This window comes from Ensifer sp. ENS11 (assembly GCF_014851895.1).
Taxonomy (GTDB): Bacteria; Pseudomonadota; Alphaproteobacteria; order Rhizobiales; family Rhizobiaceae; genus Ensifer; species Ensifer canadensis.
Genome location: NZ_JACVAN010000004.1, coordinates 306,582 through 328,947 on the forward strand (window position 1 = coordinate 306,582; position 22,366 = coordinate 328,947).

At 61.4% G+C, this 22,366-nt stretch carries 20 protein-coding genes; 11 read left to right on the plus strand and 9 right to left on the minus strand.

Annotated elements, in window-relative coordinates; genetic code table 11:
- Positions 1-271: 271 nt before the first annotated feature.
- Positions 272-901, minus strand: a complete 630-nt coding sequence (locus tag IB264_RS10690) for a DUF922 domain-containing Zn-dependent protease (protein ID WP_025427191.1) — start codon at positions 899-901, stop codon at positions 272-274.
- A 105-nt stretch (positions 902-1,006) separates the two neighbouring features.
- On the opposite strand from IB264_RS10690, the gene folP reads away from it, so the two are divergent.
- From folP to folK, 3 genes are read left to right on the plus strand one after another with little or no spacing between them, the layout of a single operon-like run.
- A complete protein-coding gene (gene folP / locus IB264_RS10695; protein WP_025427190.1) occupies positions 1,007-1,858 on the plus strand; it encodes a dihydropteroate synthase in 852 nt (283 codons plus the stop codon).
- A gap of 14 nt (positions 1,859-1,872) precedes the next feature.
- On the plus strand, positions 1,873-2,241 hold the full coding sequence (gene folB, locus IB264_RS10700) for a dihydroneopterin aldolase (protein ID WP_025427189.1): 369 nt from the start codon (positions 1,873-1,875) through the stop codon (positions 2,239-2,241).
- Complete coding sequence (gene folK, locus IB264_RS10705) at positions 2,210-2,755, plus strand: 2-amino-4-hydroxy-6-hydroxymethyldihydropteridine diphosphokinase (protein WP_371412279.1); 546 nt, start codon at positions 2,210-2,212, stop codon at positions 2,753-2,755. Before folB ends, folK begins: the two co-directional genes overlap by 32 nt.
- A 69-nt stretch (positions 2,756-2,824) precedes the next feature.
- On the opposite strand, the gene IB264_RS10710 is transcribed toward folK, so the two are convergent.
- Positions 2,825-3,376, minus strand: a complete 552-nt coding sequence (locus tag IB264_RS10710) for a hypothetical protein (protein ID WP_025427187.1) — start codon at positions 3,374-3,376, stop codon at positions 2,825-2,827.
- A gap of 245 nt (positions 3,377-3,621) precedes the next feature.
- Here IB264_RS10710 and IB264_RS10715 point away from each other — a divergent pair, with 245 nt between their 5' ends.
- Together IB264_RS10715 and IB264_RS10720 are read left to right on the plus strand one after the other, a co-directional pair.
- Positions 3,622-4,488, plus strand: coding sequence for a cytochrome b/b6 domain-containing protein (locus IB264_RS10715; protein WP_025427186.1), 867 nt, complete (start codon positions 3,622-3,624; stop codon positions 4,486-4,488).
- Complete coding sequence (locus IB264_RS10720; RefSeq protein ID WP_025427185.1) at positions 4,485-5,273, plus strand: molybdopterin-binding protein; 789 nt, start codon at positions 4,485-4,487, stop codon at positions 5,271-5,273. The genes IB264_RS10715 and IB264_RS10720 overlap by 4 nt, the downstream gene beginning before the upstream one ends.
- A gap of 110 nt (positions 5,274-5,383) precedes the next feature.
- Here IB264_RS10720 and IB264_RS10725 read toward each other — a convergent pair whose 3' ends face one another.
- The 3 genes from IB264_RS10725 to IB264_RS10735 form a co-directional block, all read right to left on the minus strand.
- On the minus strand, positions 5,384-6,469 hold the full coding sequence (locus IB264_RS10725) for a YcjF family protein (protein ID WP_025427184.1): 1,086 nt from the start codon (positions 6,467-6,469) through the stop codon (positions 5,384-5,386).
- Positions 6,466-7,959 (minus strand): YcjX family protein, encoded by a 1,494-nt coding sequence (locus IB264_RS10730; RefSeq protein WP_025427183.1) that lies wholly within the window; start codon positions 7,957-7,959, stop codon positions 6,466-6,468. Before IB264_RS10730 ends, IB264_RS10725 begins: the two co-directional genes overlap by 4 nt.
- A 120-nt stretch (positions 7,960-8,079) precedes the next feature.
- The gene (locus IB264_RS10735) at positions 8,080-8,601 is read right to left on the minus strand and encodes a histidine phosphatase family protein (protein ID WP_025427182.1); all 522 of its coding nucleotides are present in this window, start codon (positions 8,599-8,601) and stop codon (positions 8,080-8,082) included.
- A gap of 415 nt (positions 8,602-9,016) precedes the next feature.
- Between IB264_RS10735 and dksA the strand changes: the two genes are divergently transcribed.
- Positions 9,017-9,436: an RNA polymerase-binding protein DksA gene (dksA, locus tag IB264_RS10740; protein ID WP_025427181.1), complete on the plus strand. Its 420-nt coding sequence runs from the start codon at positions 9,017-9,019 to the stop codon at positions 9,434-9,436.
- 101 nt (positions 9,437-9,537) lie between these two features.
- Here dksA and IB264_RS10745 read toward each other — a convergent pair whose 3' ends face one another.
- On the minus strand, positions 9,538-10,503 hold the full coding sequence (locus IB264_RS10745; RefSeq protein WP_057208683.1) for a flagellar biosynthetic protein FliO: 966 nt from the start codon (positions 10,501-10,503) through the stop codon (positions 9,538-9,540).
- Positions 10,504-10,646: 143 nt separating this feature from the next.
- Here IB264_RS10745 and IB264_RS35125 point away from each other — a divergent pair, with 143 nt between their 5' ends.
- Both IB264_RS35125 and cckA read left to right on the plus strand, forming a co-directional pair.
- Positions 10,647-10,772: a hypothetical protein gene (locus tag IB264_RS35125; protein WP_256435849.1), complete on the plus strand. Its 126-nt coding sequence runs from the start codon at positions 10,647-10,649 to the stop codon at positions 10,770-10,772.
- 7 nt (positions 10,773-10,779) lie between these two features.
- Positions 10,780-13,404 carry a cell cycle histidine kinase CckA gene (gene cckA / locus IB264_RS10750; protein ID WP_025427179.1) on the plus strand — a complete coding sequence of 875 codons (2,625 nt, stop codon included), beginning with the start codon at positions 10,780-10,782 and terminating at the stop codon, positions 13,402-13,404.
- Between the two features lie 142 nt (positions 13,405-13,546).
- Here cckA and IB264_RS10755 read toward each other — a convergent pair whose 3' ends face one another.
- On the minus strand, positions 13,547-14,476 hold the full coding sequence (locus IB264_RS10755; protein ID WP_025427178.1) for a pseudouridine-5'-phosphate glycosidase: 930 nt from the start codon (positions 14,474-14,476) through the stop codon (positions 13,547-13,549).
- 31 nt (positions 14,477-14,507) lie between these two features.
- Positions 14,508-15,455, minus strand: a complete 948-nt coding sequence (locus IB264_RS10760) for a carbohydrate kinase family protein (RefSeq protein WP_057208681.1) — start codon at positions 15,453-15,455, stop codon at positions 14,508-14,510.
- A 239-nt stretch (positions 15,456-15,694) separates the two neighbouring features.
- Between IB264_RS10760 and recA the strand changes: the two genes are divergently transcribed.
- From recA to IB264_RS10775, 3 genes are all read left to right on the plus strand, one after another.
- Positions 15,695-16,783: a recombinase RecA gene (gene recA / locus IB264_RS10765; protein ID WP_025427176.1), complete on the plus strand. Its 1,089-nt coding sequence runs from the start codon at positions 15,695-15,697 to the stop codon at positions 16,781-16,783.
- 229 nt (positions 16,784-17,012) lie between these two features.
- Positions 17,013-19,676, plus strand: coding sequence for an alanine--tRNA ligase (gene alaS / locus IB264_RS10770; protein ID WP_025427175.1), 2,664 nt, complete (start codon positions 17,013-17,015; stop codon positions 19,674-19,676).
- A 264-nt stretch (positions 19,677-19,940) separates the two neighbouring features.
- On the plus strand, positions 19,941-20,792 hold the full coding sequence (locus IB264_RS10775) for a GyrI-like domain-containing protein (protein WP_025427174.1): 852 nt from the start codon (positions 19,941-19,943) through the stop codon (positions 20,790-20,792).
- 228 nt (positions 20,793-21,020) lie between these two features.
- Here IB264_RS10775 and IB264_RS10780 read toward each other — a convergent pair whose 3' ends face one another.
- Positions 21,021-22,235: an NADP-dependent isocitrate dehydrogenase gene (locus IB264_RS10780; protein WP_025427173.1), complete on the minus strand. Its 1,215-nt coding sequence runs from the start codon at positions 22,233-22,235 to the stop codon at positions 21,021-21,023.
- Positions 22,236-22,366 lie beyond the last annotated feature (131 nt).

The following is a 22,366-nucleotide window of genomic DNA, read 5'->3' on the forward strand; positions in this document are numbered from 1 at the left end:
AGAAACGAAACGACACTGCTGAACTCAAGTAACGGCAATATTTATACGTCGTGCAAGACCATGATGGTCCGCCAAATTCCTTTCGACAACGGAGGGTTGGATTTCAATTCGCCCCCACGTTCCATATTCTGAATATAAGCGAGTCGCTCAGCTGTAGCTATCGCTAGATTTCACCAATAAAATACTGTGGGTGCGCACTCGTTGAACAGGTCGCCTCAAAGTATATTCCGGCTATGCTTATGTCGGTCGTGACCGTTGAACAGCGACCTGTCTAGCGCTGCGTTTTCTTCAGCGCATCCAGCCGGTATTGCAGCAATCGGATTATGCGCTTGTCGAAATTGGCCGCCTCCGTCCGGTCGAACCGGGCCTGGTCCTTGTCGTGAGCGGCGATCGCTTCGGTACTGGCGCGTGTGACGCTTTCTTGCATCTGTTCGCAGTCCGCCTGCGGCCTCAGGGCCAGAAACATCTTCTCCATCTCGCGGGCGTGGTTGCGGGCGATCTCGGCGTGGCGTTCCTCGTGCCGCTTGATATCGCTCGACAACGTATCCCAGACCAGAGCGAGGTCGCGGCTGGCCTGCTTGCGATATTTCCAGCGCGGCAGGATGATGCGCGTGCTGAGCGTGACGCGGGCGACGCCGACCGCGCAGCGTCCGCCGCGATTGACGTAGGTGATCGTGCCGCCAAACTTGATCCGCGTCGCGCCCGGATGGCGCGCGCCCGTCGATTTCATCATCGGCCCGGCTTTGGACAGAGCTTTGTCGAGGTCCGCCGCCGTGCGGCCGCCGATCGAGAAATAGGAAAAGCTCTTGTTTATCACCGTTTCGCCGGACGCAGAGCCCAAGGGCATGGCAACCAGAAGGGCAAGAAGGGCGGCTTTGAACGGAACGCGTACTCGAGACATCAATGCGTAGTTCTCTTTAGTTGAACTTCAATCAAGCTTGGGGCATAGCCAGCGTGGGTGCAACAGCAAATCGAAATGGTTGTCTGCGGCGCATCGTGAGGGGAAATGACTTACAATCCATTTCAAAATTTTCATTGGAAGCTGGCGCATGGCCGTAGTCTCGAACTGGGGCCGCGTGGCGTTTTGATGGCGATCATCAATGTTACCCCCGACTCTTTCTCCGATGGCGGTCGTTTCACGGATACGGCAGCAGCCGTTGTCCAGGGCAAGCGCTGCATCGACGACGGCGCCCTGATCCTCGATGTTGGCGGTGAATCGACCAGACCGGACGCAGCGCCCGTGAGTGCCAAAGAGGAACAGAACCGGATCTTTCCGGTCATCGCGGCATTGGCGCGCGACACCGATGCGCTCATTTCAGTCGATACCTATAGGGCAGAGACCGCACGGCTTGCCGTCGACGCTGGCGCCCACATCATCAACGACGTGCACGGCCTTCAGCGCGAACCGGATATCGCGCGGGTTGCTGCGCAGACGGGCGCCGGGCTCTGCATCATGCACACAGGCCGCGATCGCCAGAAGCTTGCCGATGTGGTGGACGACCAGTTCCATTTCCTAGACCGCTCGCTGCAGATCGCGGCAGAAGCCGGCATCGAACGCGAACGGATCGTGCTTGATCCGGGCTTCGGCTTTGCCAAGGACACGGAAGAGAACCTCGAACTGATGGCGCGGTTTACCGAATTGCACCGTTTCGAGCTGCCTTTTCTGGTCGGCACGTCACGCAAGCGGTTCCTTGGTGCTGTCACCGAACGAGAGCCGGCGGACCGCGATGCCGCCACCGCGGCGACCACGGCCCTGCTACGCATGGCGGGTGCGGCCATTTTCCGCGTACATGATGTCGCAAACAGCAGGGATGCGCTGATGGTGGCGGATGCTATGCTGGGTGCAAAGAAGAGCTGACGGGACGGAAAACCATGAGCGCGACCTATACGATCACCCTGAAAAACTGTGCCTTCTTTGCGCGCCATGGCGTTCTCGACGAGGAAGAATTCCTCGGGCAACGGTTTTTCGTCGATGCGGAGCTTGAAGTGGAGCAAGGCTCGGCGCTGGTCGATGATTCGATCGACGACACCGTGCATTACGGCATCGCCTTTACCGAAATCGAGCGCATCGTCACCGGTCGGCGGCGCTATCTGATCGAGGCGCTGGCGCTCGAGGTCGCAAAGACCCTGTGCGTGCGTTTTCCGCAGGTCCGGCGTGCCAAGGTCTCCGTCCGCAAGCCGAATGCACCGGTTCCCGGAATTCTCGATTATGTCGAAGTCACGGTCGAGCACGTCGCCTGAGATGAGCGGGCATATCGCAACTTTGGGACTTGGCGGAAACCTGGGCGAGCCGAGAAGGGCCATGGCAGATGCATTGCAGATGCTCGATGCCAGGCCGGATTGCGCGGTTCGGGCCGTTTCGCGTCTGTATCGGACACCACCCTGGGGCAAGACCGATCAGGACTGGTTCTTCAACGCCTGCGCCGAAGTCGAAACGTTGCTCGGCCCGGAGGCATTGCTGGACGCCTGCCTTGATATCGAGCGGCAGATGAAGCGGGTGCGCGACGAACGCTGGGGCCCGCGCACGATCGACATCGATGTCCTCACCTTCGGCGACCTGTCCCAGACCGAGACCAAGCTGGAGCTACCACATCCGCGCATGACTGCGCGCGGTTTCGTCCTGATGCCGCTTGCGGACTTTGCCTCCGGCATGCGTGTGAACGGACGGCGGGTCGAAGACTGGCTGGCGGATGCCGACGTCACCGGCATCGAGGTGGTGGACGAAGACAGGGGCTGGTGGCGGGCAGGGGCCTGAGTTCGAGTAGCACAAAAAGAAAAGCCCCAGCGTTTGGCCGGGGCTTTTCTCCGCAATCTGGACTGTCGTCTACTTGATCGAGCCGACGGCGATGTTGTCGAGCTGGCGGTTGAGACTGACGCCGATCACCGGCACCATTGTATCCTCGACCTTCACCGAGATGGTGATGTTCATGGTCGAGTCGTTCTGGAGCCGGGCGATCATCGCGCCGTTCAGCTTCTTGCGGTTGATGCCGACGACGACCTTGTCCTTGGCGACGTTGCCGGAGACTACGTCGAGACCCTTGCCATCAGCGCCGTCGAGAAATTTTCCGGTGTAGCTGCCGCCCTTCTGGGTGATCAGCGCCGACATCGGTTGCTTGAACACGCCGACGCGGCAGAAGCCGTCGAGCTTGATGCCGGCATCATTGCCGGCAACCGGTTCGCCGGCGAGATCGCAGGTGAACTTGGTGCCCTTGTATTTCCCGGCGACGATCTCGCCGGGGCCCTTCCACTGGCCGGAGACTTTCTCGAAGAAAGCCTTGTCCTTGCCACCGGAAATGGCTGGCGTAGCAACGCCGACGGTTGCTGCGAGCGCGAAGGCGGCAGCGCCGCGAGCGATCAAAGAAGGGCGCGAGAACATAAACGATCCTTGATGGGTCAACGTCCGAAACTAGGAGCCACATTTGCGCGCAAATGGTTAATGGACGGTTTCTTTCGGGCTGATATCAAGGCTTCTTTGTGTCGGTGATGCGCTCTGTGCGCCGCAGATCGGATGGCTGCAAGGCAGTCACGGCGGCCTCACCGTCATGTGCTACGATGCGCGCAGACGTGTTTATGAAACTCTATCGCAACGGCGTACGTATCCACTTGAAACGCGGAGGTTTCATGATGGCAGCGGCGATCAACAGCACCACCCCGGAAACGGACATCTCGCAGGCACTCATAATCCGCCGCCACGGACTTGCCACGCGGCTGACCCATTGGCTGTGGGCACTGGCATTGTTCTTCCTGCTCCTGAGTGGCCTGCAGATCTTCAACGCCCACCCGACGCTTTATCTTGGGCAGCAATCGGGCTTTGCCTTCGACAACGGCGTGCTGTCCATCAGCGCCGCCCGGACGCAAGATGGAGAGGTCAGGGGCGTGACGACGCTGCTCGGCCGGGGGGTCGACACGACGGGTGTTCTCCGGGTCAGCGGCGCCGCAGACCGGCGTGACTACAGGGCATTTCCAGCCTGGCTAACGGTGCCTTCTTATCAAGACCTGGCGACGGGCCGGGTGATACATTTCTTCTTCGCGTGGCTTTTTGCGACCGTCTTTCTTGTCTGGTTGGTTGCGAGCCTGATCAACGGGCACCTGTGGCGCGACATCCTGCCATCGGCCTCCGATATCAGCGGCCTGCCACGAAGTTTCGTCAACCACGTGCGGTTCCGATTCGATCACGGCCGCAGCTACAATGGCTTGCAGAAACTCTCCTATGCCGCTGTTTTGCTCGTCTTTTTTCCGTTGATGATCCTGACGGGGCTGACGATGTCGCCGGGCATGGACGCGGCCTGGCCATGGTTGATCGACGTCTTTGCCGGTCGACAGACGGCACGCACGATCCACTTCGTCGTCATGCTTTTGCTCGTGGGCTTCTTCGCCATACACATCTTCATGGTTTTTGCCGCCGGGCCGATCAACGAATTGCGCTCGATGATAACAGGGCGTTACCGCATCGATAGCGAGGCGCAGCGCAAGGAGGCAGGGCAATGACGCGGCTTCTGATCAATCGCAGGCGCTTTTTGACCGCCGCCGGCATTGCCGCCTCGACGTTGCCTCTTGCAGGTTGTGATGCATTCGATGGAATCCTGCAAAACAGAAGCCCGGTCCGTGATGTCCTGGCATCGGCGAACAGCCTGACTTATCGGGTACAGCGGCTATTGATGGACGCGGACCGGCTGGCGCCTGAGTTCGCCGAAAGCGAAATCCGCCAGGGACAACGGCCGAACGGCTCGACCGATCCGACCGACCCGGAGTATATCGCCCTCCAGCAGGATTTTTCCGGATACCGCCTCGGCGTCACCGGTTTGGTCGAAAAGCCGCTCAGCCTGACATTGGCCGAATTGCGCAACATGCCGTCGCGGACACAGATCACCCGCCACGACTGTGTCGAGGGCTGGAGTTGCATCGCCAAATGGTCGGGCGTTCCGCTTGCCAAGGTACTTGATGAAGCCAAGATCAGACCGGAAGCGCGTTATGTCGTCTTCCATTGCTTCGATCGCATGGGTCTCGGGCTTTCCGGACCGACGGCCTACTACGAATCGATCGACCTCATCGATGCGCGCCATCCGCAGACGATCCTTGCCTATGGATTGAACGGACGGTCACTTCCGGTCGCCAATGGCGCGCCGCTTCGAGTGCGCATCGAGCGGCAGCTCGGCTACAAGATGGCGAAGTACATCAGTGCCATCGAGGTCGTTGCGGATCTTTCGACGTTCGGTCGTGGACGCGGCGGCTTCTGGGAAGACTTGGGCTATGAGTGGTATGCGGGCATCTAGTTCTACAGGCCGCGCGTCTTTTCAGACGCGCAAAGGTCGCTGAAGCACTTTGAATTTCTGCATGTTTTCATCCTTAAGTCGGGTAGGTTTTAGGAAACATGCAGTCGTTTCTAGACGTCGCCGTTCTGACTAGCCGCGCGACCGGCACCGGGCGCGAGGTCCGAAAGAAAGTCGCCGATCCCGGGACGTTTCAGTGCTCTGAAAGGCATCGGTCGGCAAAGGTCCATGGCAGCGATGCCGATGCGGGCGGTCATCAGTCCATTGATTACGCCTTCGCCGAGCCGGGCCGAGAGTTTTGACGCCAAGCCGTGGCCAAGCACCTGCTGGATGAGGCTGTCACCGGCGGCGATCGAGCCGGTGACAGCGAGATGGGCGATAACGTCGCGCATCAGCCTGATCATGCCGAGCGTACCGGGGCGGCCGCCATAAAGCTCGGCCATCGCGCGGATCATGCGAGCGGATTCATAAAGCACATAGCCGAGATCGACGAGCGCGCGGGGGCTGACGGCGGTGACGATCGACACGCGCTTGGAAGCGGCGAGAATGATGCGCCGGGCCTCGCGATCGAGCGGCGTCAACAATTCGCGCTCCGTCAGGTCAAGCAGATGCGGGCCATCGATGATTTCGCCTTCGGTTTCCTTAAGGCGCGTACGACCGCGTGCCGTGCGCGGATTGGTGGCGAGAAGATGGACGAGTTTTTCCGAAGCGGACCGTGCCAGCTTGGTATTGCCGGAAGCGGCGGCATTCTCCGTTTCCGTCTTCAAGCTCTGGACGGCAGTCAGTTGCATCATGCCTGAAAGCTCGCGGCCAATGACTACCAGCAGTGCCAGGAGCCCGATGGCAACGATACCCATTGCGGCATAGCCGAGCCAGTCGGCGCGGGAAAACAGGTCGCGGATGAGGCGGTCGACCCAAAGACCCGTCGCCAGCGAGAGGAGAATGCCGAATGCCCCCATGGCGATCTTGCCGACGGACAGGCGACGCCTGCGCGGGTTTGCCTCCGGCAAAGCGAGGCTTTCGACGCCAAGCGTCGTTTCCCGGAAGGGATCCTCCGTGTCGGGGGTCATCACCACCTTGTCGTCGAAGCTCGCCGGGGCGCGGCGGGGGCGGTCGCTTTCCGCCGGCTTCTGCTCCGGATCCGGGTTCACCGAAAAAGCACCGGGCTTTCGGCCACGGCTGTTGAAATCGTCACTCATGCCAACCGGTCTCCGAACAGGAACTGCATCGCCCGATCGAGCCGGATATGCGGCACCGACAGCTTCAATCCGCCGCCCGTCTCTTCAAGATGCGGCGGCCGGAAGCGCACGAAACTGAGCTCGGGCATCGGGTGCACGTCGCCGAATTTTTTCGCCGACGCATCGGCATCAAGCGCCCTAAAAAAAACTTCAGGATCATCCGGCAAGTCACCGGGAAATATCGCTGTTTTCCCTTCACCGTCGAAGGTCTCGCCGTTGATCTTCTCGCCAGCGATCGGTGTTCCGACGATAACCGGAAGCGTATGCCCTCCATGGTCGACCGTGGCCTCGCGTGTCGCCCGGACCGAGGCGATCGCCATGACCTCGAGCCCCGCACCGCTCATGCCGATGCGGGCGGCTGCCCGGCTGACGAGACGCGCCGTGATGCGCTCCAACCGATCGTGGCTTTCGTGGTGCAGATGGTCCGCCTTCGTCGCGGCGATCAGCACCTTGTCGATCCGTCGGGTCAGGAAAGACGAGAGCCAGCTGTTCGTGCCGGGACGGAAGCAGGCGAGCACGTCGGCCAGCGCCTGCTCCAGATCGAGCAGCGCTTCCGGCCCGCCATTGATCGCCTGTAGCGCATCCACCAACACGATCTGACGGTCGAGCCGAGCAAAATGCTCGCGGAAGAACGGGCCGACGACGTGCTTCTTGTAGGCTTCGTAGCGGCGCTCCATCATCGCCCAGAGCGAACCTTTCGGCGCACGGCCCTCGGGCAGGTCGGGCAGTGGCGAGAAGGTCAGGGCAGGTGAGCCCTCGAGATCGCCCGGCATCAGGAAGCGACCGGGCGGCAGGGTCGAGGGCGAGCTCGCGTCCGCCTTGCAGGCTTTGAGGTAGGCGGTGAAGCTTTCGGCGAGCCGGCGCGCGCTGCTTTCATCGGCGATCGCCGTTGGTCCCGCAGATGAGGCAAGCGTCAGCCAATCCGCCGACCGGTTGGCGCGGCCCGGAGCACGGGCGCGGGCAACCGAATTGTCGCTGAACTGCTTGAAATCCTGTGCGAGTAGCGGCAGATCAAGTAACCATTCACCGGGATAATCGACGATATCGAGCGACAGCCGGCCGGCCGAGAACAGCCTGTTCCAGCCGCTGGCGCTCTCGAAATCGAGGGTAATGCGAAGCTGCGAGATCGCGCGGGTCGAATCCGGCCAGATACGATCGCGCACCAGGGCGGCAATGTGATCCTCGTACTGAAAGCGCGGCACGGCGTCGTCCGGCTGGGGTTCAAGCCTTATCTTCGAGACGCGGCCGGAGCGCACCGGCTCGAACACCGGCAGCCGTCCGCCGTTGAGGAGATTGTGGACCAGCGACGAGATGAAGACGGTCTTTCCGGCTCTCGAAAGCCCGGTGACGCCCAGCCGGATAGAGGGATTGACGAGGCCCGATGCACGATCGGTGAGATTGTCGAATGCAATCAGGGCGTCGTCTTTGAAGCTGGTCAGATTTGGCGCCAAGTCGTGCTATCCCTCGCGGACCTTGCCGCTTTCGTTCATGCGAATGTCTGCCAGACGTGCGGCAGGTCCTGTTTGCCTTGGCGATATAGGAAATATTTCCCGCACCGCAACAATGGCATGTCATTTCGGTTCCCTGGTTGGCAGGATCAGCGACACCAGCGTGGCCGTTGCGGCGCCGCCTGGGCCTCCCTGTAAGTCAAGGATCGCAAGGGCTGCCGGCGGATAACCATGCGGAAGGGCGTCGGTCGCCGCCTCGTTCCCGGCAAAGCGGCTGAAGAGTTCGTCAATCATCGGATTGTGTCCGACGATCATCAACGAATTCAGATGCCTGTTTGCATCGATGATATCGGTATAGACGCTTGCCGGGCCGGTATAGAGCGCATCGACATAGCGGATCTGGATGTCTTCGCTGACGGATCGGAAGAAGGGTTCCGCGGTCTGGCGACAGCGGACCGCCGTCGAGCACAAGATCAGCTCCGGCCGGATGCCGCGATCGGCAGCCATCTGCGCGATCAGTTCCGCCTCGGCATATCCTACGTCGTCGAGCGCGCGATCGAAATCACGTTGACCGGGCAAGGCCCAACCGGAGCGGGCATGACGCAGAAGGAAGAGACGGAAGGGCCTGGCGGCACTGTCTTGCATATATTGAATTCCGGTAGCTGCCGGCCGCGGGTCGCGACGGGATAAAGTATCGCCGGATCGGGGTCTTGCGCGTCTCGCGGCGGATCACCACCTTTTCCCGTCGATGATGCAAAGATCAAGCTGTGAACCGCTTTTTTCAGGGGATTGCCCGGTTGCCGCCGGGCGCACCAATCCCGGCAAAAGGGCGGCGTCGCGCTGGCGGCAGAACATCCAAGTTACGACCGGTCTTCTTGGCGCCGGGTAGGTGATCATCTCTACGACTAAGATCTCATCTGTAATTTTGATGAAATATTCGCCAGTTAGCCTGAATTGCAAGCATTGTTAAAATACGGTTGAGTGTCTAATCCGAGGCTTGAATCGCGGCTTCCATGGGGCTATACACCGCCGCAATGAGATGTTCTTCAGGAGAATCGCGTTGAGTGAGAAGATCGATCTTAGTACCTTTGTCCTCTCGGAGGACGAGGAATTCATGAATGCCACCCACCGGGCCTATTTCCGGGCCAAGCTGAATGCTTGGAGAAACGACATCCTTCGCGAGGCACGCGAGACACTGGATCACTTGGCCGAGGAGAGCGCCAATCATCCCGATCTCGCCGACAGGGCCTCTTCCGAAACAGACCGGGCGATTGAACTGAGAGCCCGCGACCGTCAGCGGAAGTTGATCTCGAAAATCGATGCGGCGCTACAGCGGCTCGATGAAGGGACCTACGGCTATTGCGAGGAAACGGGAGAGCCGATCGGCTTGAAGCGTCTGGACGCCCGACCGATCGCAACGCTCTCGATCGAGGCGCAGGAGCGCCACGAGCGTCGGGAAAAGGTCTATAGGGACGAATAAGGGTCCGATTTCCGGATCAGTCTTGAGAAAAAGGCGCGGGTTGACCGCGCCTTTTTCTTTTTGCTGAATGTTTGTTCCGTGGTGAAATGACGCCGAATGTGTCAAGGCTTACGGCCGGCGGAGATGTCGGCGAGCATGCGGTTCATCTCTTCCTCGATCGTCGGCTCCTTGCGGACATCGTCGATCGGTGCGCCGAGCATCGGCTCATGGCGGGCGGCAGCGGCCACAGGCGCGCGATTTTCCGGACGTGCGGCCGCCGCAGCCGGCGTCAGCCGCTGCAGGTCACCGCTGATTTCGGCGTCGAGGATACGTTCGAAGTCCGAAAGCGCGCTTTGGGCAACGGGCTGCGATTGGGCAACGGCTGCAGGACGCTGTTCCTGCACTGGCGGCTGGGTCGGCAGCACGCGGCTGCGGGCGGCATCGAAGATGCCCTCGACCTTCTCGGCCGTATTGACAGGGGCAACGATCTCGGGCGCCTGTGGCGCAACCCTTTCGACCGGACGCGGCTCAATGGCCATCACGGGGGCCATCACAGGAGCCGGGCGCTGTTCGACAATCGGGCGAACCGCCGGGGCCGGCTCGACACGCGCAACCGGCTGCTCCTGCGGTATCGCCGCCGGACGCACTGGCGCGGCGACGGCCATCTCCGGCTGTACGACAGGGCGCAACTGCACCGGCGCTGCTGCCCTTGTCTCTGTTCCATTGCCGCTGGCAACCGGCTGCTCGATCGGCTTGCGCTCGATGACTGCCGGACCGTCGTTCGCTGAGGCGCTCTCATCGATCGGTGCAATCCGGCTTTCGATGACGATATCCGTAGGTCCGCCGATCATGATCAGGTGTTCGACGTCGTCGCGACGCACGAGCACCAGGCGACGGCGTGTGTCGACAGCGGCCGCATCGAGCACAGCGAGGCGAGGCTGCCTGTTCTTGCCGCCGCGAATGAAGGGCGACGACGGCCTGTTGCGCATGATCCAGAGCACGGCCACGAGGCACAGAAGCCCGATCGCAACGGCGCCGGCGGCGATAATGAATCGGCTACCGTTGTCTCCGACGATCGTTTCCATCATAGGCTGAACTCCTTAAAGCCTTTCGAGTGGCAGTATTTGACGGCTTTTTTCGGGCTTGGACAAGCACTTCGCCGACATTCCCTGTGAATTGACCGCTGCGCTTCCGCACAGGTGCTTTTTGCTGTTATCTCTGATCGTTAAAGATGATTCCTATCCGAATGATCGAGGGCGTGTCGGGATTGGCCGATTTCACCTGGCGGATTGCGCGGATGCCGGCCGGAGCGCCGGACCGTATCGGCTATGTGCCGGGCGGTATTGGCGGCAGATGAGGACCCGATGACGAAAATGCGGCAGTCAGGTGACTACCAGATGCCGGTTGTTGACCGTGGCGTCAGGCCGGGAACCGTCATGCGGATCGTCCTGCTTGCGATCGTTCTGACCGTCTCTGCGATCGCCTTCGTGATCTTCAAGAACGAGTTGGACAACGAGATCGTGCTCGGCATCCTTGGCGTTCTTGCCATGGTCGGCATCTTCTTCCTCGTCTCGTCGGTCATCGGCTTCATCGAGGTGATGCCGCAATCGCGGCCGGACGAACTGGCGCGCGCCTTTCTCGACGCCCATGAAGACGGCACGATCGTCACCGACCGCAAGGGCCGCATCATTTACGCCAACGCCGCCTACGGCGCGCTGACCGGCGCGAAGAATTCTGCCGGCATCCAGTCGCTCGAAACGATCCTGTCGCGAAACCGCGAGGCGACCGAAGCGATCTACCGCCTCACCAACGGTCTGCACGAAGGCAAGCAGGGGCACGAGGAGTTTCGGCTGTTGAAGCCGCTGGCGACCGGTGCTGCGTCCAGCGGCTCTGGTGCCCACTGGTTTCGCTTGAAGGCCCGGGTGTTGCCGCTCGAAGATAGTGACCGCAACCCGCTCTATCTCTGGCAGATTGCCGACATCACCGCCGAACGTGACGACCAGGAGCGGTTCTTCAAGGAACTGCAGAACGCCATCGATTATCTCGACCATGCTCCGGCCGGCTTCTTCTCCGCCGGGCGCAAGGGCGAGATCTTCTACATCAACGCTACCCTTGCGGATTGGCTGGGCATCGACCTGACAAAATTCCAGCCGGGCTCCATGAGCATCGGCGATCTTGTCGCCGGCGAGGGGTTGACGCTGGTGCAATCGGTGCAGGCGGAGCCAGGCCTGAAGAAGACCAAGGTGCTGGATCTCGATCTGCGCAAGTCCAACGGCCAGAGCCTGCCGGTGCGCATGGTGCACCGCGTGTCGTCGGCACGCGATGGCGCGCCCGGCGAAAGCCGGACCATCGTCATGTCGCGCGACGGCGGCGAGGACGAGGATCAGTCGGCGTCGAGCGCTGCGATGCGCTTCACCCGCTTCTTCAACAATACGCCGATGGCCATCGCCTCGGTCGACGGCAACGGTCGCATCCTTCGCACCAATGCGCCGTTCCTCAAGCTGTTTTCCGGCCTTGTCTCCCAGGACGATGTCGAGCGTGGCGCGCTGATCGAAACGGTGGTGCATCCGACGGAAAAGGGCCGTCTGCATGAGGCGCTTGCCGCCGCCAAGGATCGCCAGGGCGATATCGCGCCGATCGACGCCTTGCACCCGGCCGATGGCGAGCGGCATTTCCGCTTCTATATCAATGCCGTCATCGACCAGAGCGATCAGGCTCCGGAAGAGGCAGCGATCATCTACGCGCTGGAGATTACCGAGCAGAAGGCGCTCGAAAACCAGATGGCGCAGACGCAGAAGATGAATGCGGTCGGCACGCTTGCGGGCGGCATCGCGCACGATTTCAACAACGTGCTGACGGCGATCCTGCTGTCCTCCGACCACCTGCTTTTGTCGGCGCGACCGGCCGATGCGAGCTTTGCCGATCTGATGGAGATCAAGCGCAACGCCAATCGTGCGGCGGTGCTCGTCAGGCAGTTGCTCGCCTTCTCGCGCAAGCAGACCATGCGGCCGACAGTGCTGAGCATGACCGACGTGATCGGCGACCTGCGCATGCTCGTCGATCGCATGACCGGGACCAACGTCAAGGTCGAAGTCGACTACGGGCGCGATCTCTGGCCGGTGCGCACGGATCTCGGCCAGTTCGAGCAGGTGCTGCTCAACCTTGCCGTCAATGCGCGCGATGCCATGCCGTCAGGCGGCATCATCACGCTTCGCACGCGCAATCTGCCGGCAACGGAAATCGCGGCCATTGGCCGGCGCGAACTGCCGGAGGAAGATTTCGTCATGGTGGAGGTTTCCGACCAGGGAACCGGTATTCCGCCAGAAATTCTCGACAAGATCTTCGAGCCCTTCTTCACCACCAAGGAAGTCGGCAAGGGCACGGGCCTTGGTCTTTCGATGGTCTACGGCATCGTCAAGCAATCCGGCGGCTACATCTATCCGGAATCCGAAGTCGGCAAGGGAACCACCTTCCGCATCCTGCTGCCGCGCCATATCGACATTCCGGAAGCCGCGGGTGAACCGACGCAGGGCGCATCCAATGGGGCGGTGACGCTGCCGCCGGCTGAAGCTGTCGCCAAGCCAGTCGCCAAGACCGAGGAACCGACCGATCTCACCGGTGATTCAGCCGTCGTCCTCCTGGTAGAGGACGAAGAAGCGGTCCGCCGCGGCGGCAAGCGCATGCTCGAGACCCGCGGCTATACCGTGCACGAGGCAGGCTCTGGCGTCGAAGCACTCGAGATCATGGAGGAGCTCGATGGCGCCGTCGATATCGTCGTTTCGGACGTGGTGATGCCGGAAATGGACGGGCCGACACTCTTGACGGAGCTGCGCAAGAAGTACCCGGACCTGAAGTTCATCTTCGTCTCGGGTTACGCGGAAGATGCCTTCGCCCGCAATCTTCCTGCCGACGCCAAATTCGGCTTCCTTCCGAAACCGTTCTCGCTGAAGCAACTGGCCGTGGCCGTGCGCGAGATGCTGGACTCCTGAGGCGTGCGCGAAACTGCGCAGTGCATTGAGCGAATCTGAGAAATCGCGGCGCGCATTTCGGCGCTCGCCAAGAATTGCAGTCCAACAAAAAGCCCGACGCTTTCGCGCCGGGCTTTTCTCTTATGATCTTAATGTCAGTCGACTACTTCGCGGTCAGCGCCACAGCGATTTCGCCGGCGAGGCGGGCATTGTTCTCGACCAGCGCTATGTTGGTTTCGAGGCTGCGGCCCTCGGTCATGTGGAAGAGGTTGTCGAGCAGGTACGGGGTGACCTCCTTGCCGGAAATCTCATCGCGTTCGGCGTTGTCGAGCGCGCGGCCGATGTAGATTTCCATCTCCTCGCGCGCGATCTCGCTTTCGGCCGGAACCGGGTTCGCGATCAGCATGCCGCCATCGACGCCGAGCAGTTCGCGCATGTTCTGGAAGTTGGCGATTGCCGCTGGGCTGTTGAGCATCAGCGGGCTCTTGAGGCCCGAATCGCGCGACCAGAAGGCCGGGAACACGTCGCTGTCATAGGTCACAACAGGCACGCCGCGGGTTTCGAGGACCTCGAGCGTCTTCGGAATGTCGAGGATGGCTTTCGCGCCGGCGCAAACGACGATGACGGCCGTGCGTGCCAGTTCGTCGAGGTCGGCGGAGATGTCGAAGCTCAGCTCGGCGCCGCGGTGCACGCCGCCGATGCCGCCGGTCGCAAAGACGCGGATGCCGGCGCGGGCAGCGGCGATCATGGTGGCGGCAACGGTCGTCGCGCCGGTGCGGCGCTCGGCGATGGCAAAGGCGAGATCGGCGCGCGATACCTTCATCGCGCCTTCGGTCTTGGCCAGCTCTTCCAGCTTCGCATCGTCAAGGCCGATATGCAGAACGCCGTGAATGACGGCGATCGTCGCCGGAACGGCACCCTGGTCGCGGATGATCGCTTCGACGCTGCGGGCCATGTTGAGGTTGCCCGGATAGGGCATGCCATGGGTGATGATCGTCGATTCCAGTGCCACGATCGGCGCGCCGCGTGCCTTGGCGGCTGCAACCTCGTCGGAATATTCCATCGGCAGGAAGGGGGAAGCGGGTTTGGTCATGGTTTTTCCTTGGGAGTTCGGCTGGCGGCGTTCATGCCAGCATTTGAGGTGCCGGCACAAGGGCCAGTGCCTGTTCGAGGTTGGCCTGCGACATTTGTTCCGAGGCGGCCAAGGGAGAGCGAAGCGTAATGCCGGCGGCGGCAATGCCGCGCCGCAGGCATTCCGACAGATCATGGCCGGCAAGACGGGCGGTGAGGAAGCCTGATGCCAGGGCATCGCCGGCGCCGGTAACATCGGCGAGCTCCGGCAGGGCCGGCGGCGTCGCGACGCAGACGGTTTCGCGATCGAAGGCGACGACCGCTCTGCCGCCTCGGGTAACGACGCCGCCATTGAGCCCGGCGGCGCGCAAAAGCGGCGGCCAACCCTCAGCATCCGCCGCATCCTTGCCGGTGAGCGCCCGCGCCTCGGCCTCGTTCATGAACAGGAAGCTGAGCCTGACCAGGCTCGGCTGGAATCGGATCACCTTTGCCGGCGATACGGCGATACCGGCGACAATGCGCCCATCCGTCGACGCCGCCGCTACGAGGGCGGCGATGGTTTCTTCGGGCAGGTTCGCATCGGTCAGCACCAGCCGGCTGTCGGCGATGGCATCGCGCAATGCGCGCCGCTGCAACTGGCGCGGCGAGAACATCCGGTAGAGATCCATGTCGGCAAGGGCGATCACCAGGTTGCCGTCATTTTCAATGATCGCAGTGTAGCTCGGCGTCTGGCGGTCGAGAAAGGTGAGGGGATTGTCGATGACGCCGGCAGCCGCTGCGGCCGCCGTCACGATGTCGCCAGCAGCGTCACCACCGCGCGTGCTGATCATCCGGACGCTATGACCCAGTCGTGCCAGGTTGCGCGCAGCGTTGAAGCCGCCGCCACCTGCCTCTTCGAACCAGGTGCCGGGGTTGCTCGAACCGGGTGCGGTCGTGCCCGAGATGCGGCCGCGCCGATCGATATGAGCGCCGCCGAAGACGGCGATTTCGCCTTCCTTCATGAATGTTCCTCTGCTGTCTATCGGCCGAATCGGATCGGGAGGGTTCATCGTCTCAGGGTGCGCCTGGCGCTGCCAAAAAAATTACGCAGCAAAGCGTGAACATGAATCGAACACAATCCGAATAATTCCTATTTTTCAATGTCTTGTCCTGCTCTTGCAAAAACGGAACAAAACATGTACAAAAACTCGTGCGGCGGCTTCATTGCCTCGGTAGCTTCAATAACCTAAAGGTGGACCAAATGGCACAAAACTCTTTGCGGCTCGTAGAGGACAAATCGGTGGATAAAAGCAAGGCACTTGAAGCGGCACTTTCCCAGATCGAACGGTCGTTCGGCAAGGGATCGATCATGAAGCTCGGTGGGAAGGACAGCATCATCGAGATCGAGACGGTTTCGACCGGCTCTCTCAGCCTGGACATCGCACTCGGCATTGGTGGCTTGCCGAAGGGCCGCATCGTCGAAATCTATGGTCCGGAAAGCTCGGGCAAGACGACGCTGGCGCTGCAGACCATCGCAGAAGCACAGAAGAAGGGCGGCATCTGCGCCTTCGTCGACGCCGAACACGCACTCGACCCGGTTTATGCGCGCAAGCTGGGCGTCGATCTCGAAAACCTGCTGATCTCGCAGCCCGATACCGGCGAACAGGCGCTCGAAATCACCGATACGCTGGTACGCTCCGGGGCGATCGACGTTCTCGTCATCGACTCCGTCGCAGCGCTCGTGCCGCGCGCCGAAATCGAAGGCGAAATGGGCGACAGCCTGCCGGGCATGCAGGCCCGTCTGATGAGCCAGGCGCTGCGCAAGTTGACCGCCTCGATCTCGAAGTCGAACTGCATGGTGGTCTTCATCAACCAGATCCGCATGAAGATCGGCGTCATGTTCGGTTCGCCGGAAACGACGACGGGCGGCAATGCGCTGAAGTTCTACGCCTCCGTTCGCCTCGACATCCGCCGTATCGGTTCCGTCAAGGAGCGCGAAGAAGTCGTCGGCAACCAGACGCGCGTCAAGGTCGTCAAGAACAAGATGGCGCCTCCCTTCAAGCAGGTCGAATTCGACATCATGTATGGCGAAGGCGTCTCGAAGACCGGCGAACTCGTCGATCTCGGCGTCAAGGCTGGTATCGTCGAGAAGTCCGGTGCCTGGTTCTCCTATAACAGCCAGCGCCTCGGCCAGGGTCGCGAGAACGCCAAGTCGTTCCTCAGGGACAATCCGGACCTGTCGCGCGAGATCGAGACGGCTCTGCGTCAGAACGCCGGCCTGATCGCCGACCGGTTCCTCGAGAATGGTGGTCCGGAACCCGACGACGGCGACGACGCTGCCGAAGCATAAGCAGCGAGCCGAGCTTCAAGCTTTCAAAACCGGTCGCCTTCATCGGCGGCCGGTTTTTTGCTGCCGTCTGGACAGCATGATACGCGAACGATAAAAGCCTGTGGTTCCGGCGACCGAGGGCGTTGGAGGGCGCAGCCGTCAGCGATGGCCGCGGGGTCGAAGGATAACGGCGAGTGGCGCGGCAGATGCCGGGGCCTGGGCCTGAATTGGTGCACAGATAGGACGCAAGATGAGCGGCGTGAATGAAATCCGGTCGACGTTTCTCGACTATTTCCGCAGGAATGGTCATGAGGTGGTGTCGTCGAGCCCGTTGGTACCGCGCAACGACCCGACGCTGATGTTCACCAATGCCGGCATGGTCCAGTTCAAGAACGTCTTCACCGGGCTTGAGCAGCGTCCCTATTCGACGGCCGTGACGGCGCAGAAATGCGTGCGCGCCGGCGGCAAGCACAACGACCTCGACAATGTCGGCTACACCGCGCGCCACCACACCTTCTTCGAGATGCTCGGCAATTTCTCCTTTGGCGATTACTTCAAGGAAAACGCTATCGAGCTTGCCTGGAACCTGATCACCAGGGAATATGGCCTCGACGCCAAGCGCCTGCTGGTCACGGTCTATCACACCGACGACGAAGCCTTTGGCCTTTGGAAAAAGATCGCCGGCCTTTCCGACGACCGCATCATCCGCATCCCGACCAGCGACAATTTCTGGGCCATGGGCGATACCGGCCCTTGCGGTCCTTGCTCGGAAATCTTTTACGACCACGGCGACAAGATCTGGGGCGGGCCTCCTGGTTCTGCCGATGAGGACGGCGACCGCTTCATCGAGATCTGGAACCTCGTCTTCATGCAGTACGAGCAGATCACCAAGGAAGAGCGCGTCAACCTGCCGCGTCCGTCGATCGACACCGGCATGGGCCTCGAGCGCCTGGCAGCCGTGCTGCAGGGCCAGCACGACAACTACGAAATCGATCTCTTCCGCGCATTGATTGCCGCGTCTGAAGAAGCAACCGGCGTCAAGGCCGAAGGCGACCAGCGCGCCAGCCATCGCGTCATTGCCGACCACCTGCGTTCGTCCGCCTTCCTGATCGCCGATGGCGTGCTGCCGTCGAACGAGGGCCGTGGTTATGTGCTGCGCCGTATCATGCGCCGCGCCATGCGCCACGCGCAGCTGCTCGGTGCCCGCGATCCCTTGATGTGGAAGCTGCTGCCGGCGCTCGTCGGCCAGATGGGCCGCGCCTATCCGGAACTGATGCGCGCCGAGGCGCTGATCTCGGAGACGCTGAAGCTCGAGGAAACCCGCTTCCGCAAGACGCTGGAGCGTGGCTTGAACCTCTTGTCCGAAGCCTCGGCCGACCTTTCCGAAGGCGATCAGTTCAATGGCGAAACCGCCTTCAAGCTCTACGATACCTACGGCTTCCCCCTCGACCTGACCCAGGATGCGCTGCGCGCCAAGGGCATCAGCGTCGACACCGACGCCTTTACGACCGCCATGGAGCGGCAGAAGGCCGAAGCCCGCGCCAATTGGGCAGGCTCCGGCGAAGCGGCAACCGAAACCATCTGGTTCGAGCTGCGCGAAAAGCACGGCGCGACCGAGTTCCTCGGTTACGATACGGAAGTTGCCGAAGGCGTCGTCCAGGCGATCTTGCGCGATGGCGCTGTCGCTCAGTCGGCCACCAAGGGTGAAACCGTCCAGATCGTCCTCAACCAGACGCCGTTCTACGGCGAATCGGGTGGACAGATGGGCGATACGGGGACGATCACCACCGACGGCGGCAAGCTTGTTGTGACCGACACGCAGAAGCGCGGCGAGGGCCTGTTCGTTCATTTCGGCGTCGTTGCCGAAGGCACGATCAAGACCGGCGACGCGGCCCAGCTCGAAGTCGATCATGCCCGCCGTTCGCGCCTTCGCGCCAACCATTCGGCCACCCATCTGCTGCATGAGGCGCTTCGCGAGGTGCTCGGCACCCATGTGGCGCAGAAGGGCTCGCTGGTTGCGCCCGAGCGCCTGCGCTTCGACGTATCGCATCCGAAGCCGATGACGGCCGAGGAGCTGAAGATCGTCGAGGAGATGGCAAACGAGATCATCGTTCAGAATACGCCGGTCACCACGCGCCTGATGAGCGTCGACGATGCGATTGCCGAAGGCGCCATGGCGCTCTTTGGCGAGAAATACGGTGACGAAGTGCGGGTCGTGTCCATGGGGCAGGGCATTCACGGCTCCAAGGCCAACCGTGCCTATTCGGTCGAACTCTGCGGCGGCACCCACGTTTCGGCAACCGGCGACATCGGTCTGGTGCGCGTCGTTTCCGAAAGTGCCGTTGGCGCCGGCGTGCGCCGCGTCGAGGCGCTGACGGGCGAGGCAGCCCGTGCCTATCTCAACGAGCAGGACGAGCGGGTGAAGACGCTTGCCAACACGCTCAAGGTTCAGCCGGGCGACGTGCTCGGCCGCGTCGAGGCACTGCTCGACGAGCGCCGCAAGCTGGAGCGCGAACTGACGGAAGCCAAGAAGAAGCTGGCGCTCGGTGGCGGCGGTCAGGCCGGATCGACCGATGCCGCGCGCGACATCGCCGGCATGCGTTTCCTCGGCAAGGTCGTTTCCGGTGTCGAACCAAAGGATCTGAAGAGCCTGGCCGATGACGGCAAGAAGAGCCTCGGCTCCGGCGTCGTCGCCTTCGTCGGCGTTTCCGGCGATGGCAAGGCAAGCGCAGTCGTGGCTGTCACCGACGATCTGACTTCCAAGGTCAGCGCAGTCGATCTCGTGCGTATCGCCTCGGCCGCCCTTGGCGGCAAGGGCGGCGGCGGCCGCCCTGATATGGCGCAGGCCGGCGGCCCTGACGGCGAGAAGGCAGCCGACGCGATCGAGGCCGTTGCCGTTGCATTGGCCGGCTAAGGACACTGCATAATTCCTCAAATCGGATGCGATTGGAGGATAAAATTATGCAGCAAGTTTAAGGTGTTACAGTGCCATTTGCGCGTCATACTTGATGCGCGGCGCTGTAGGCGCAGAAACGTGAAATTGAAAAGGGCGCCGGTTTCGGGCGTCCTTTTTTGTGATTGCGATTGCCCCCTCTGCATGCTCGCCGCAAAACTCCGCAGGATTTGTCAAAGTCGTCTATGGTCTACCGATCCGTGAGCAAAGCGCGAAGGGCTAGACATGGACGAGCGGGCGACCTGGGCAAGCTACGAAAGACGGCTGCACAGGGTGAGCGACTACATTTACGGCCATCTCAACGAGGAGCTCGATCTCGACCGTCTCGCTGAAATCGCCTGCCTGTCGCCACACCACTGGCACCGAATCTACAGGGCCGTCCACGGCGAGACGTTGGCGGCAACGGTCAAGCGGCTACGACTGCAGAAGGCCGCCGCCGATCTCGTGCAGTCCGATCTTCCTGTCGAAGCGATCGCGCAGCGCTCTGGCTACCCCAATATTCAATCCTTCAACCGCACCTTCAAGGCCGTCTATGGTCTGCCGCCGGCGCGGTATCGGAGGGAGGGCAGCCACAAAACCTTCGAAACCGCTTCATCGGAAGGAATTGCGGATATGTATGAAGTCACCCTCAAGGAGATCGACGGCTTCGATCTCGTCGGCGTCGCCCACTCCGGCTCTTATATGGGCATCGGCAAGGCATTCGAGACGCTCTACGGCACACTGATTTCGCGCAATCTTTATCGTCCGGACATGGAGATGATCGGCATCTATCTGGATGATCCGGAACTGGTGCCGGCGGACAGGCTGCGCTCCTTTGCCTGCGTCACCGCCAAGGAGACCCTGCCTGCCGATGCACCGCTGACACCCCAGACGCTCGAGGGCGGACGCTATGCCGTTCTGCGCCACAAGGGCCCCTATGCGGACATGCCCTTGGCCTATCAATGGCTTTACGGCACGTGGCTGCCGCAATCCGGCCGCGAGGTGCGCGACAGCCTGATGTTCGAGAAGTATCTCAACAATCCGCGCGACGTGCCGCCGACCGAGCTCTTGAGCGAGATCTATCTGCCGCTGAAATGACCCGCTCGACTTCTCTCGTCATCCTCGGGCTTGCTCCGAGGATCCACCTGAGCCGTCGCCAACGCACAGATGTCCTTGGGCTCAAGAGGCTTGGCCTGGATGCTCGGGTCAAGCCCGAGCATGACAGAGGGAATGGGTCGCCAGAGGTTCTTGGAACTGCGGCTATCCAACCAAAAAGAAACCCGGCACAAGGCCGGGTTTCGCATTCGGGTCGATGGCGTGTGCCGATCAGGCAGCCATTGCCTTCTTCAGGTTCTCGTCGATCTTGTCGAGGAAGCCGGTGGTCGAGAGCCACGGCTGGTCGGGGCCGATCAGGAGCGCCAGGTCCTTGGTCATGAAGCCGGCTTCGACGGTATCGACGCAGACCTTTTCCAGTGTTTCGGAGAAGCGGGCGAGTTCGGCATTGCCGTCGAGCTTGGCACGATGGGCAAGGCCACGGGTCCAGGCGAAGATCGAAGCGATCGAGTTGGTCGAGGTCTCTTCGCCCTTCTCGTGCTGGCGGTAGTGACGGGTCACGGTGCCGTGGGCCGCTTCTGCTTCGACCGTCTTGCCGTCCGGCGTCATCAGAACCGAGGTCATCAGGCCGAGCGAGCCGAAGCCCTGAGCCACGATGTCGGACTGGACGTCGCCGTCGTAGTTCTTGCACGCCCAGACGTAGCCGCCGGACCACTTCAGCGCCGAAGCGACCATGTCGTCGATCAGGCGGTGTTCGTACCAGATCTTCAGTTCCTTGAACTTCTCGGCGAATTCTTCCTCGAAGACCTTCTGGAAGATGTCCTTGAAGCGGCCGTCATAGACCTTGAGGATGGTGTTCTTGGTCGAGAGGTAGACCGGAACCTTACGCTGGATGCCGTAGTTGAACGAAGCGCGGGCGAATTCGGTGATCGAATCGTCGAGGTTGTACATGCCCATGGCAACACCGGCCGACGGTGCGTCGAAGACGTCGTATTCGATTTCCTTGCCGTCTTCGCCGACGAACTTCATCGTCAGCTTGCCCTTGCCGGGGAACTTGAAGTCGGTGGCGCGGTACTGGTCGCCGAAGGCGTGACGGCCGACGATGATCGGCTTGGTCCAGCCCGGAACCAGACGAGGCACGTTCTTGCAGATGATCGGCTCGCGGAAGATGACTCCGCCGAGGATGTTGCGGATGGTGCCGTTCGGCGACTTCCACATCTTCTTGAGCTTGAATTCTTCGACGCGGGCTTCGTCCGGGGTGATCGTGGCGCACTTGACGCCGACGCCGTGCTTCTTGATGGCGTTGGCTGCATCGATCGTCACCTGGTCGTCGGTGGCGTCGCGGTTTTCCATGCCGAGGTCATAATACTCAAGATCGACGTCGAGGTAGGGATGGATCAGCTTGTCCTTGATGAACTGCCAGATGATGCGGGTCATCTCATCGCCGTCGAGTTCGACGACCGGATTGGCGACCTTGATCTTTGCCATGAATATGCCTCGTAGCTTAGCGGGACAACGGGAGCGATGTCCCTTCCTCTTTAGAAAAATCCAGAGCCCTATAGCATTGTGAAACGGCAAGGCAAAGCATGCTTGGCTGAAACTTTGGGTGGAGACTCGAT